We start from the raw sequence: 13101 nt of genomic DNA on the forward strand, positions 1-13101 counted from the left end.
GTTACTTATCCTCGTCATTAGTTTTTTTCTGCGCTGCTTTGCGCGCTTTGGCGCGAGCAATAGCAGCAGCAACGGCAGCTTTCTTCGGATCGACGTCAGCGGCTGGTGTTGGTGAAGGAGCTTCAGCGTCCACTTTTTCTTGTGAATGGCTTTCTGTTGAACTTTGCGTTTGCTGTTCAGCTTTCCTCGCTTTGGCACGAGCAATAGCAGCGGCAACAGCGGCTTTCTTCGAGTCCGCTTCAGCAACGATTTCGTTATCCACTGCGGTGTCTTGAGCCCGCGCATCAGAGTCAGTTTGTTGTGCGGCCTTGCGCGCTTTTGCACGAGCGATGGCTGCTGCAACCGCAGCTTTCTTCGGGTCGACGTCAGCAGCCGTTTCGTTTTCTACAGCTGCGTCTTGAGCAGGTGCTTCAATGTCAGTTTGTTGTGCGGCCTTGCGCGCTTTTGCACGAGCGATGGCTGCTGCAACCGCAGCTTTCTTCGGGTCGACGTCAGCAGCCGTTTCGCTTTCTACAGATGTGTTTTGAGCCGGTGCTTCAGAGTCGGTTTGTTGTGCGGCCTTGCGCGCTTTAGCGCGAGCAATAGCAGCGGCAACAGCATCTTTCTTTTCAGAACCCGCAGAGGTGTCGTCAGCGCCTTTTTCTGGGCCAATACTCTCCATTTGCGCTTTGCGTTCACGCGCCTGACGTTTACGCTCTTCACGCAATAGCTTCATTTCGCTGTTGTCAGGTTCACTTTGACCTTGCGACGCAGCTTCCGCTTGTTTGGCTTTTGCTCTTGCAATTGCTGCGGCCACAGCAGGTTTAACGGCGGTCTCGGTGCTGCTTTGTTCGGACTTGGCCTTCACACGTGCAATGGCAGCAGCAATGGCATCGCCGTCACCGGATTTCTCCATCGCTTTTCGGCGATTATCTGCTGCGAGTTTATGGCGTGCTTCGCGTTGTTGTTTTTCTCGCTCCATGCGTACTTTTTTGGCTTCGAAGCGCTCTCGAGCGCGTTCGGCAGCCACTTTTTCCGCATCACGAGTACGAATTTCAGCTTTGGCCTGTCGGTAATATTGAACTAAGGGTATTTCGCTTGGGCAAACGTAGGCACAGGCGCCACATTCAATACAATCAAACAGATCGTACTCCTGGCACTTGTCGAAATCTTGGTCTTTGGCGTACCACTGCAATTGCTGTGGCAGCAAAGATGCTGGGCAAACCTCGGCACAAGCACTGCAACGAATACAAGCCATTTCACCCTGTGAGGGAGCTATTTCACGTCGGCTTGGCACCAGAACACAGTTAGTGACTTTGGTAACGGGAACATCTGCATGCGGTACGGTATATCCCATCATCGGGCCGCCGATGATCAGACGTTCCAATTTTTTCTCTGGTTCGTAACCGTGTTTATCCAGCAAGAAGCGGACGGGTGTACCAAGCAGCGCCCATCGGTTTCGCTGTTCACGTAACGTATTGCCTGTCAGTGTTACGACACGCTCGATCAGTGGCTCACCGTCTATCACTGCGCGTTTAATCGCGAAGACAGTTCCTACGTTTTGCATCATCACGCCAATAGCCGCGGGAATTGACTTGGCTGGAACTTCTTTTCCGGTGATCAGTTTGATTAATTGCTTTTCACCGCCGGACGGATATTTGGTCGGTACGACCTGCACAAGGATATCCGGCTTACCAGCGACAGCAGCCTTCAGCGCAGTAATGGCTTCTGGTTTATTATCTTCCAGCGCAATCACCGTCAATTTCGGGCTGACGATACGTTGAAGTACTTCAACGCCTTGGATTATTTCTTTTGCATATTCTTGCATCAGACGGTCATCTGCCGTGATGTAAGGTTCGCACTCTGCACCGTTGATGATCAGCACTTCTGTGCGTGCGAGCGCGGTTTGCAGTTTTCTGGCGGATGGGAAACCCGCGCCACCCATGCCAGCAATGCCCATCATGCGAATATGGTCGATCAATATTTCTGGCAAGGCTGTGTGGAAGTCAGACATGCTGACTTTGTCGCACCACTTATCATCAAAATCTGGGCGAATCACGATACAGGCTTCTGACAAACCTGAGGCATGCGCGATAGTGCGAGGTTCAATCGCAATAACGTCTCCTGACGTAGGCGCGTGAACGGGGCAGCATTGCAGTATGTCAGATTTGGTCAGTGGCTGACCTTTTAGCACCTTTTCGCCAATAGCCACCAATAGTTGACCTGTTGTGCCGATGTGTTGTTTAAGCGGCAAAACGATCTCGTTTGGGATCTCTGCGGGCAGGATGCTGAACCCACTCGACTGGCGTTTGTTTTCTGGTGGATGAATGCCACCATGGAAATCCCAGATTTGACCTTGTTTTATTTCTTCGATAAGGGCGATCATGCTTGCTTAACCCCCTTGTCGTTTTTGTTAGTCTCGCTTGGGAGTTGAACAACTGGGATTTGTTCTAACTGCCATTTCCATGTTTCAGGCGTTGTTTTTAAAGGGATCATTACAATACAGTCAGTCGGGCAGGGGGCAACACACAAGTCACAGCCAGTGCACTCATCTTTAATCACAGTATGCATGGCTTTTGTGCTGCCAATAATGGCATCAACAGGGCAGGCTTGAATGCACTTGGTACAGCCTATGCAGTCGTCTTCGATAATGAAAGCGACGGTTTTGACATTCTCTTCTTCGTGGGCGGATTCTGTTACTTCCACGCCCATCAAATCGGCGAGCTTTTCGATGGTTGCCTGACCACCAGGAGGACATTTGTTGATGGTGTCGCCGTTAGCAATCGCCTCTGCATAAGGGCGACAACCCGGATAGCCACATTGACCACACTGTGTTTGGGGCAAGATGGCATCGATCTGTTCAACGATAGGGTCGGATTCCACTTTAAAGCGAATGGATGCGAACCCGAGTAAAATACCAAATATAGCGGCGAGAACGGCGATAGCCAGTACCGCAATAAAAATTCCGGTCATTACAGTTTCACCAACCCAGTAAAGCCCATAAACGCTAGCGACATCAGGCCAGCGGTGATCATTGCAATGGAAGCACCACGAAATGGGCTTGGCACATCGGCTGCAGCAATGCGTTCACGCATGGCAGCGAACAAAATCAACACTAATGAGAACCCTGCGGCAGCACCAAAGCCATAAATGATCGACTCAATAAAGTTATGTCTTTCATTGATGTTTAGCAGAGCAACACCCAGAACGGCACAGTTGGTTGTGATCAGAGGCAGGAAAATGCCCAGCAAACGATAGAGCGTTGGGCTGGTTTTATGTACGACCATTTCTGTGAATTGTACAACAACGGCGATAACAAGAATAAAGCTAAGGGTACGCAGGTACTCTAAGCCTAACGGCGCCAATATATAGGTCTCGACCAAATAGGCGCTTACTGACGCGAGAGTCAGTACAAAGGTGGTCGCAAGCCCCATCCCAATTGCGGTTTCAAGTTTCTTTGACACACCCATAAAAGGGCACAAGCCAAGAAACTTAACCAACACAAAGTTGTTCACAAGGACAGTGCCGACAAGAAGCAACAAATACTCAGTCATGCCATTCTTCGAAAATTTATAAAGATCTTTGTATTATCGGCGTTTGACGCCGCTATAACAACAGATAGGCAGAAGGGTTTTTCATCAAAAGGGGAGTAATGAACGATCTTTGTGCGAAATGCCCCTTTGTTTTACATGCAAGTAAACGATTAATAACAGTTAGGTAGGGGATTTTTAAAACCCAAACGAAAAAGGCCTCGTCTTTCGACAAGGCCTTCGTAATGTGGCTCCCCCTGCAAGACTTGAACTTGCGACATACGGATTAACAGTCCGCCGTTCTACCAACTGAACTAAGGGGGAACAGATTTTGTGGTTCATTGCCTAGACAATAAATCCAACATGGCTTGCGACAAATCGCGTAGCGATATTCTCAAACCAATGATTCGTTCTACGAACCAATCATTTAAAAGTGGCTCCCCCTGCAAAACTTAACGGGGCCGCCTAGGCTTGCGACAAATCGCGTAGCGATTATCCCAGCCTAATAACATCTCATCATTCGACAAGACATTTAAAAGTGGCTCCCCCTGCAAGACTTGAACTTGCGACATACGGATTAACAGTCCGCCGTTCTACCAACTGAACTAAGGGGGAACAGATTGTGTGGTTCACTGCCTAGACAATAAATCCAACATGGTTTGCGACATATCGCGAAGCGATATTCTCAAACCAATGATTCGTTCTACGAACCAATCATTTAAAAGTGGCTCCCCCGGCAAGACTTAACGGGGCCGCCTAGGCTTGCGACAAATCGCGTAGCGATTATCCCAGCCTAATAACATCTCATCCTTAGATAAGACATTAGAAAGTGGCTCCCCCTGCAAGACTTGAACTTGCGACATACGGATTAACAGTCCGCCGTTCTACCAACTGAACTAAGGGGGAACAGATTTTGTGGTTCACTGCCTAGACAATAAATCCAACATGGCTTGTGACAAATCGCATAGCAATTATCTCAACCCATTAATATCTCATCTTTCGACAAGACATTAGAACGTGGCTACCCCTGCAAGACTTAACGGGGCCGCCTAGGCTTGCGACAAATCGCGAAGCGATTATCCCAACCTAATAACATCTCATCTTTCGACAAGACATTAGAAATTTGGCTCCCCCTGCAAGACTTGAACTTGCGACATACGGATTAACAGTCCGCCGTTCTACCAACTGAACTAAGGGGGAATCTCTCAAAGCGGGGCGAATCTTAGCTATCGTCTCGTAGGCTGTCAACCTCTCAAACACTACAAAATGACGATTTTAAATCATCTGTTTAATGTGCGATCAAAGTTGGCTGCTTTTTTGTTCTGTTGGATGAATATGCGTCAGATTTAAGCTTAGATCAGTGTTGGCTTAAGAAATTCTCTGATTGTATTAGCGAACATTACTTTCGATTGAAGAATGCTGTTTCCAGCGGTGCAGAAAATCGCCGTGACTTAGATTGGTTAAAAAGTAACCGCGACAGTGTCAGTTGAGCGTTTATGGGTATCTATATTGAGCCAACTATCGCTTTGGACAGGTTCAAAAACTTTGTGATGTAGCTCTCATTGGCGCTTTTGATGTGGGATCGGTCTATTAAGGGAGTATTTAATGAAAAATACATTGACATTCCTAAGTGCTTTTAGTGATTGGTTCGACAAAGGTTACCCACAAAATCTGTGGATAAGTGTGTTAATCAAGACTTTTATCCCCATTTAAAGATCCTCTTTGGGATGGAAATGTGGAGTAATATGAATATTGTTGGCGAAAATCAAGTAAACAACAGTGTGTTGAGGTGTTTTTTGATGATATTTTCAATTGTCAGCGATAAATTGAGTTGTACACACTTTTACGTTTTAAAAACGTGCGCAGTTTTCAGTGTCTTGTTTGCGATGACCCAGTAAATAAGACAAGCTGAGAAGAGCAAGAACTATCAAAAGGAAGAGATTGTGGATGCTTTACCCAAATTGGACTTAAAAGGGAAAGTTAGCGACATCGAGTGGCAACGCCGTGTCGATCTGGCTGCTTGTTATCGTTTGGTTGCTCATATGGGATGGGATGACCTCATTTATACCCACCTCTCTCTTCGTATCCCAGAGACTGATAACTACTTAGTCAATGCTTTCGGCGTCGCTTTTGATGAAGTGACTGCATCGAACCTCGTTAAGGTCGATTTAGACAGCAACATTCTCGATGACTCGCCATTTACTATTAACCCTGCGGGGTTCACGATTCACAGCGCGATTCACGAAGTGCGTCACGATGCCCATTGCGTTATTCACCTGCACACTAACGAAACCATCGCGGTGGCGACGCAAAAGGAAGGCTTGCAGTCACTGAGCCAGTATTCGATGTTTTCACTTCCTTCATTGTCCTATCACGGCTATGAAGGGCTTGCGGTCAATGATGCAGAACGTAAACGCCTTCAAAGTGACCTTGGAAATACCAATCACATGCTGCTGGTTAATCACGGTGGTTTAACACTTGGGGCGACGGTGGGTGATGCCTTCATGCGTTTTTATGATATGCAGCGTGCTTGTGAAGTACAGCTCATGTTGCAGGCAGCAGGTAAAGACACCATCGCGGTGCCTAAATCAATTCAAGACAATATCTTCGCTCAAGCGAACGTGGTGCATTCCGGCGCGACGGGTGGCCAAAAGGCTTGGCCTTCATTATTGCGTAAAGCATGGCGACTCGACCCGAGTTTTATGGATTAAACGCCTCTCCCCGAGTGGAAGGTAGAAAGCGATAACCCTATTGGAGAACAAGGATGAAAGTAACATCAGTTGAAGTGTTTGATATTCATTGCCCGGATCGTACAACGTGGAATCCGGTGTTTGTGCGAATTCACACGGATGAAGGGATCAGCGGTGTCGGTGAAGCGGGTCTTGCTTACGACTTAGGTCATAGCGCTGCCGCGCACATGGTGAAAGAAATGGCAGAAGCCTTTCTGATTGGCCATGATCCTTTCCAAACTGAAAAGCTATGGTCGCGTATGTTGCGTGAAAGCTTTTGGGGTTTAGGTGGCGGCCCTGTGGTGTATGCCGCGATGAGTGCGATTGATACGGCGCTTTGGGACATTAAAGGCAAGGCGCTTAATGTGCCTGTTTACCAATTGCTGGGTGGCAAGGTCAACGACACGTTGCGTACTTACGCTTCTCAGTTACAGTTTGACTGGGACAAAGATTTCAAGGCACTTTCTCAGCCTGAGGAATATGCGGAAGCGGCGTTAAAAGCCATCGCGGAAGGATATGATGCCGTGAAGGTTGATCCCATCATGTATGACAAAGATGGCAACACCTATTACGAGCGCACCAAAATTATCTCCCGCGGTGAAATGAAGTTGTATCGCGCGCGTATGAAAGCGATTCGTGAAGCGGTTGGTGATGAAGTTGATATCATTTTTGAATGCCATAGCCTACCGGGTGCGACAACGGCTATTCAACTTGGTGAGATTGCCGAAGAATTTGACTGCATGTATTACGAAGAGCCCGTCAACTATCTCAATCACTCTTTGCACGCTAAAGTGGCGGACAAAGTGAAGGTGCCCATTGCTGGTGGTGAGCGTTTGTATAACCGCTGGGGTGTGAGACCGTATCTGGAAGACCAAAGCATTGATGTTTTGCAGCCGGATATTGGCTTATGCGGCGGTTTTACTGAAACCAAAAAGGTGTGTGATTATGCGGATATCTTTGATGTGCGTATTCAAGCGCATGTTTGCGGTGGTCCTGTTGCGACTGCTGCCTCATTGCATTTAGAAACGGCGATTCCTAATTTCTTGATCCACGAGCATCATACTTACGCGATCAAAGCGTGGAACCGTGAATTGTGTCTTCAAGATCCACAGCCTGTTAATGGCTTCTTCCAAGTGTCAGAAGAGCCTGGTCTCGGCATTGAACTGAATGATGAAGTGGTGAAGCGTTCACCGCATATGATCATCAAGTAAAATTTGCTTCGCATGATAAAAGTAAAACAACCCGCTTAAATGCGGGTTGTTTGTTTTTGCAGGAAAATCGCTGAAAGTAATTTGCCGGGGGATATCAAAAGCCATAGAAGCGACGAGCATTCTCATTGCAGAGCTTTGCTAGCAAGGCCTCCGAGTAAGGAAGCGATAGGTAAGCGTGCCATAGCTCGTCATAACTTGCTCTAAACAGCGTCAGTGGGAAATTGCTCGCCAGCATGATTCTGTCTTCGCCAAATAGCGTGACTAACGAAGTTAGCCGATCTTGTATCGTGGAGAGGGGATAGCGTCGATCTGACATTTCCCAACCAGACGCCTTGACCGACAGTGAAGGCAATACGGCCAAGGCCTTCATGTTTTTGTCCCACTCCCAATGTTTTTCCGGTGGTGGAAAACCAGCATGGTTTAACGCCAAGCGCAGGGTAGGTAAGGCATTGGACATTCGAATGAATGCGTTAACGGCTCCTGTATCTTGCGCCTCGAATTGCGTCTCGAAAATCAGCTTCGCGTCAGCAATCTGCTTCAAGTTAGTATGTACTGTGTTCATGGCGAGCAAAGTGACAGCATCGCTGTCCAAAATATGCCGAACACCGACCAAGCTTTGGTATTGCCCCAGTTTAGCTAACTGCTTTGCAAAGGCGCTTGGTGGCAAGGTTATATCGACACATCCAATGCTCTTAAATGGCAACGCGCAGGTGCTTTCTAACCATGCAATTTCTCTCCACGGCGCGTCATTATCAAACCCGGCTTCAACATGAACGAATCCGCAGAGTTGATGAGGCTCAGATAGCGTCAAATCAGCGTCAGAAAAATCACGCTGGATCGTCGCTTTATCACGCCAATGCGGAGCATTACCTGAACGAAGCCAATCATATTGTCCAAGCGAAAGATCGAACAGATGCAAGTGAGGATCAATAATCTGCATCGTTATTGCGCCGCGTAGCCGCCATCGACGGCATGCAAACTGCCTGTAATGAAACTGGCTTTGTCGCCGGCAAGAAACACCACAAGGTTTGCGATTTCTTCAGGTTGGGCGATACGACCAAGCGGCTGAAGGTTTCCTTCTTCTCTATGTACTTCGTCTTTATTAGCGCCAGAGCGGGCACAATAGCTGTCGATGGCCTTGTGATAAAGCGGCGTTTCCGTTGTGCCTGCGCAGACAGCATTAGCACGAATGTTATATTTGGCGTAATCCAGCGCGGTGGTTTTTGCCATAGAAGCGATAGCGTGTTTGCTGAGGTTATAAGCAAAGGAATTTTTCTTTGCGATAGTGCACTGATCAGAGCCCAGCAACACAATGCTGCCTTTGTTGGTCGCTTTCATGATTGGCAAGCAGGCGCGAATGGCATGGTATGCGCCTTTTACATTGATAGAGAAGACACGATCTAAGTCCGCTTCGCTGGTAGCTTCTATGTTTGAACTAAAATGAATGCCTGCATTGCATACCAGAGCATCAATGGTGGCTTCTTTTGCCAACACTGTCTCAACGGCTCGGTTCACGGCGTCAGGGTCGGTAACATCACATGCCACCCAGTTTCCTGATGCGCCTTGTTGAAGATCCAAGCTATAGGCGGTGTAACCTTCTTCGATGAATCCCTCAACCACGGCAAGACCAATACCGGCTGAACCCCCTGTCACTACTGCTACCTTATTCATTTTATTCCTCAATGCTTGAGTGGAAACCATTACGCATTGTTTCCATTACTTATGACAGTGATGATCAGCGGCTTACTCAAGGATGTCAACTGACTCAATGTCTTGCTACGGGTAAAAGAAAATGAGGGAATTGGGTTTGTCAGCGCTTTGTCAGTTGACTTAGTTCAGCCAGAGCGGAAAATGAACGGTTCGAGTTATTAGCCACGGACGAATCATGGGTAAAGCCTTTAACTTACATTCGCCATTCAAACCTGCGGGCGATCAGCCTGCTGCCATCAGTCAGTTACTTGAAGGTTTGGACTCGGGGATTGCGCACCAAACTCTGCTTGGTGTGACGGGATCAGGAAAAACTTACACCATGGCCAATGTGATCGCCCAAACGGGGCGGCCTACCATGATATTGGCGCCCAACAAAACGCTGGCGGCTCAACTCTATGGGGAAATGAGAGAGTTCTTCCCTGAGAATGCCGTTGAGTATTTCGTTTCTTATTACGACTACTATCAGCCTGAGGCTTACGTTCCGTCGACGGATACTTTTATCGAAAAAGATGCGTCGATTAACGAACACGTTGAACAAATGCGCCTGTCTGCCACCAAAGCGTTGTTGGAAAGGCGAGATGTGGTGATCGTGGCGTCAGTGTCAGCGATTTATGGTCTTGGTGACCCTAACTCTTACCTCAAAATGATGCTTCATCTACGTCGCGGCGACATGATTGATCAGCGCGCCATGCTGCGACGTCTTGCAGAAATCCAATATAGCCGAAACGACCAGGCGTTTACCCGCGGTACGTTCCGTGTACGCGGGGAAGTGATTGATGTTTACCCTGCGGAATCTGATCGCGACGCAATTCGCGTTGAATTGTTTGATGGTGAAGTGGAATGCATCAGCGTGTTCGATCCATTGACAGGTGCAATTTCTGAACGCGATTTGCCGCGTTGTACGATTTATCCTAAGACGCATTACGTCACCCCTCGTGAGCGTATTATTGAAGCCATTGAACACATCAAAGTGGAATTGGTTGATCGCAAAAAAGTACTGCTTGAGAACAATAAGCTGATTGAAGAGCAGCGAATTTCGCAGCGCACTTTGTTTGATCTCGAAATGATGCAAGAACTCGGTTATTGCTCTGGCATCGAAAACTACTCGCGTTATCTCAGTGGTCGCAATAATGGCGAGCCGCCTCCGACTTTGTTTGATTACTTGCCGGCTGACGGTTTGCTAATTATCGATGAGTCTCACGTCACCGTGCCGCAGATCGGTGCCATGTATAAAGGTGACCGCTCGCGTAAAGAGAACCTTGTTGAATACGGTTTTCGATTGCCATCTGCCCTTGATAACCGTCCGATGAAATTTGACGAGTTTGAGTCTATCGCACCACAGACCGTGTATGTTTCAGCGACACCAAGCGCGTATGAAATTGATAAGTCAGCGGGAGAAATCGCTGAACAAGTAGTGCGGCCTACAGGCTTGCTGGATCCTGAAATCGAGGTTCGCCCTGTCGCGACACAAGTTGATGACCTTCTCTCAGAAATTCGGATAAGAGAAGCCATACAAGAACGTGTGTTAGTGACAACACTGACCAAACGCATGGCGGAAGATTTAACGGAATACCTTGAAGAACATGGGGTGCGTGTGCGTTATTTGCACTCGGATATTGATACCGTGGAGCGTATCGAGATTATTCGCGATCTTAGACTTGGCAAGTTCGATGTATTAGTCGGTATTAACTTGTTACGTGAAGGCTTAGATATACCAGAAGTGTCGCTGGTGGCCATATTGGATGCAGATAAAGAGGGCTTTTTGCGTTCTGAGCGGTCGCTTATTCAAACGATTGGTCGTGCAGCACGTAATTTAAATGGTAAAGCGATACTCTATGGCGATAAGATCACAGGTTCTATGCGTCGTGCTATCGATGAAACTGAACGACGTCGCGAAAAACAGCAAGCCTACAATGTAGAACATGACATTGTGCCGCAAAAGCTCAACAAGAAAGTTTCCGACATCATGGAGATGGGTGGAAAGCGCAAACCAAGGGTATCGTCTTCACTGAAAGCGGTTGCAGAGGAAGATGCGGCTTACATGAGCAAATCACCACAGCAAATTGAGGCGCGTATTCAGAAGCTAGAAGCGCAAATGTATGAGGCAGCTCAAAACCTAGAGTTTGAAACAGCAGCGGGCCTGCGTGACGAAATATCAACACTACGAACGCTGTTTATCCAAAATAGCTAAAAAAAAAGCCAACCGGAAAATGTCGGTTGGCTGTCTTGTTTCAGTGAACGAAGTGCTCACAAACAACGTCAGTTGGCTAGGTGACCCAGAAGGGTCATATTATTAAATGCATTTACCATGCCAATTTTTGTTGTTGCATGATAGCGAATGATTTCTTGATTCAGCGTTAGGTAATCGCAATTTCTTTTGCATTTTGCAATGCAAAACGCATACGTTTTAGCCTTATTATTGAAATTCAGCGTTATACTTGGTACAGGCTTTTTAATACAAAGATAGTTTTTGGGAATTAATGGCGAGGGTTCAATGCTAGATTCTGGCGCCAAAAAACAAATACTGATGGTGGAAGATACCGCATCAGTAGCTGCACTGTATAAATCCTATCTCAACCCGTTAGATGTTGATGTTGAGATAGCGAGTACGGGTCAACAAGCGCTTGATTGTTTTTCTTCAGGCCACACATTTTCACTGATATTACTTGATCTGCGTTTGCCGGATATCTCTGGTTTTGATGTGCTTTCAGAGATCAGAAAACATCAACCTGAGATCCCTGTTGTTATTATGACAGCGCATGGCTCAATTGATGCTGCGGTTGAAGCTTTGCGTTATGGCGCGAGTGATTTCCTTATCAAGCCATGTGAAGCTGACTTACTACGAGTGACTGTCAATAACGCTCTGAAACCAAAGAGTAAAATGAGCGGGCAGACACCGGAAGGCTCATATTATGGGTTCATCGGTCACAGTGTACCGATGCAAGCGGTATATCGTGTTATCGACTCTGCGGCACCGAGTAAAGCGACTGTTTTTATAACCGGTGAAAGTGGAACAGGCAAAGAGGTTTGTGCCGAGGCTGTCCATGCTGCTAGCTCACGTGCGAAAAAGCCATTCGTTGCGATTAACTGTGCAGCGATCCCCAAAGATTTGATCGAGAGTGAACTGTTTGGTCATATGAAAGGGGCCTTTACTGGTGCGGCTTCAGAGCGTGAAGGTGCGGCGGAAATGGCAGATGGCGGCACCTTATTTCTTGATGAAATTTGTGAGATGGATTTAGATCTTCAATCCAAATTGCTGCGTTTTATTCAGACTGGCACCTTCCAAAAAGTGGGTTCTTCCAAAGTTAAACAAGTTGATGTCCGGTTTATCTGTGCAACGAATCGCGATCCTTGGGTAGAGGTGAACAAAGGTAATTTCAGAGAGGATCTCTATTACCGCTTACATGTTATTCCACTCGGGCTACCGCCGTTGCGTGAGCGTGGTGACGACGTTGTAGACATTGCACAGTCACTATTGCTTATGTTTGCAATGGAAGAAGGTAAGGATTTTCGTTCGTTTAGCGAAGGCGTAATTCAGCGTCTGCTTAGCTATGAATGGCCTGGCAATGTCCGACAGCTACAGAATGTCATTCGCAACATTGTTGTGTTGCACAACGGACGTGAAGTGACTGAACAAATGCTTCCGCCACCGCTTTCTCTCGTTTCTGGTGTCAAACTTGCATCTAGTCCTGCAATAAGCAGTACTCATGCAAAAATCGATCAAGTGCGTGATAGTGGATTCTCCGCTGCAACAGTGATGTTGAAGCAAGGAGTAATAAGTAAAGCTGATATCGAACCCTTGTGGTTGGTTGAGAAAAGAGCAATTCAAATTGCGATTGATGCCTGCGATGGCAACATCCCTCAAGCCGCTGGTTTACTCGAAGTTAGCCCATCTACCATTTATCGTAAGCTGCAGAGTTGGCAAGAATCACAATAAAAGGA

9 protein-coding genes and 4 tRNA genes are annotated in these 13101 nt (G+C 47.2%); 4 read left to right on the forward strand and 9 right to left on the reverse strand.

The features are described 5' to 3' along the window. Position 1: 1 nt before the first annotated feature. From rsxC to AC3CIC_RS04745, 7 genes are all read right to left on the reverse strand, one after another. Entirely contained in the window at positions 2-2365 is a 2364-nt protein-coding gene (gene rsxC, locus AC3CIC_RS04715) for an electron transport complex subunit RsxC (RefSeq protein WP_488515479.1), read from the reverse strand. Beyond that, entirely contained in the window at positions 2362-2952 is a 591-nt protein-coding gene (rsxB, locus tag AC3CIC_RS04720) for an electron transport complex subunit RsxB (protein ID WP_016958375.1), read from the reverse strand. Before rsxB ends, rsxC begins: the two co-directional genes overlap by 4 nt. Next, positions 2952-3533, reverse strand: a complete 582-nt coding sequence (gene rsxA, locus AC3CIC_RS04725) for an electron transport complex subunit RsxA (protein ID WP_016958374.1) — start codon at positions 3531-3533, stop codon at positions 2952-2954. The genes rsxB and rsxA overlap by 1 nt, the downstream gene beginning before the upstream one ends. Positions 3534-3757: 224 nt before the next feature. Further along, positions 3758-3833 (reverse strand) — tRNA-Asn (locus AC3CIC_RS04730). Between the two features lie 215 nt (positions 3834-4048). Beyond that, positions 4049-4124 (reverse strand) — tRNA-Asn (locus tag AC3CIC_RS04735). A gap of 215 nt (positions 4125-4339) precedes the next feature. Continuing rightward, positions 4340-4415, reverse strand: a tRNA-Asn gene (locus AC3CIC_RS04740). Positions 4416-4633: 218 nt separating this feature from the next. Next, positions 4634-4709, reverse strand: a tRNA-Asn gene (locus AC3CIC_RS04745). 743 nt (positions 4710-5452) lie between these two features. Here AC3CIC_RS04745 and AC3CIC_RS04750 point away from each other — a divergent pair. After that, on the forward strand, positions 5453-6220 hold the full coding sequence (locus AC3CIC_RS04750; protein WP_488515480.1) for a class II aldolase/adducin family protein: 768 nt from the start codon (positions 5453-5455) through the stop codon (positions 6218-6220). A 53-nt stretch (positions 6221-6273) separates the two neighbouring features. Then, positions 6274-7449, forward strand: coding sequence for a mandelate racemase/muconate lactonizing enzyme family protein (locus AC3CIC_RS04755; RefSeq protein ID WP_371733446.1), 1176 nt, complete (start codon positions 6274-6276; stop codon positions 7447-7449). 94 nt (positions 7450-7543) lie between these two features. Here the strand turns inward: AC3CIC_RS04755 and AC3CIC_RS04760 are convergent, their stop codons facing one another. After that, positions 7544-8389 carry an amidohydrolase family protein gene (locus AC3CIC_RS04760; RefSeq protein ID WP_488515481.1) on the reverse strand — a complete coding sequence of 282 codons (846 nt, stop codon included), beginning with the start codon at positions 8387-8389 and terminating at the stop codon, positions 7544-7546. A gap of 2 nt (positions 8390-8391) precedes the next feature. Beyond that, the gene (locus tag AC3CIC_RS04765; protein WP_488515482.1) at positions 8392-9120 is read right to left on the reverse strand and encodes an SDR family NAD(P)-dependent oxidoreductase; all 729 of its coding nucleotides are present in this window, start codon (positions 9118-9120) and stop codon (positions 8392-8394) included. Positions 9121-9334: 214 nt separating this feature from the next. Between AC3CIC_RS04765 and uvrB the strand changes: the two genes are divergently transcribed. Next, entirely contained in the window at positions 9335-11350 is a 2016-nt protein-coding gene (gene uvrB / locus AC3CIC_RS04770) for an excinuclease ABC subunit UvrB (protein ID WP_394212863.1), read from the forward strand. Between the two features lie 303 nt (positions 11351-11653). Next, positions 11654-13096: a quorum-sensing sigma-54 dependent transcriptional regulator LuxO gene (gene luxO / locus AC3CIC_RS04775; protein WP_016961492.1), complete on the forward strand. Its 1443-nt coding sequence runs from the start codon at positions 11654-11656 to the stop codon at positions 13094-13096. Positions 13097-13101 lie beyond the last annotated feature (5 nt).

The sequence above is a fragment of the Enterovibrio sp. QJM3NY_24 genome (assembly GCF_057786035.1).

Excerpts from the sequence above, each read along its gene's own strand:
- rsxB (WP_016958375.1), bottom strand. The coding sequence starts at position 2,952 with ATGACCGGAATTTTTATTGCGGTACTGGCTATCGCCGTTCTCGCCGCT.
- AC3CIC_RS04755 (WP_371733446.1), top strand. The coding sequence starts at position 6,274 with ATGAAAGTAACATCAGTTGAAGTGTTTGATATTCATTGCCCGGATCGT.
- AC3CIC_RS04760 (WP_488515481.1), bottom strand. The coding sequence starts at position 8,389 with ATGCAGATTATTGATCCTCACTTGCATCTGTTCGATCTTTCGCTTGGA.
- rsxA (WP_016958374.1), bottom strand. The coding sequence starts at position 3,533 with ATGACTGAGTATTTGTTGCTTCTTGTCGGCACTGTCCTTGTGAACAAC.
- AC3CIC_RS04765 (WP_488515482.1), bottom strand. The coding sequence starts at position 9,120 with ATGAATAAGGTAGCAGTAGTGACAGGGGGTTCAGCCGGTATTGGTCTT.
- rsxC (WP_488515479.1), bottom strand. The coding sequence starts at position 2,365 with ATGATCGCCCTTATCGAAGAAATAAAACAAGGTCAAATCTGGGATTTC.
- luxO (WP_016961492.1), top strand. The coding sequence starts at position 11,654 with ATGCTAGATTCTGGCGCCAAAAAACAAATACTGATGGTGGAAGATACC.
- uvrB (WP_394212863.1), top strand. The coding sequence starts at position 9,335 with ATGGGTAAAGCCTTTAACTTACATTCGCCATTCAAACCTGCGGGCGAT.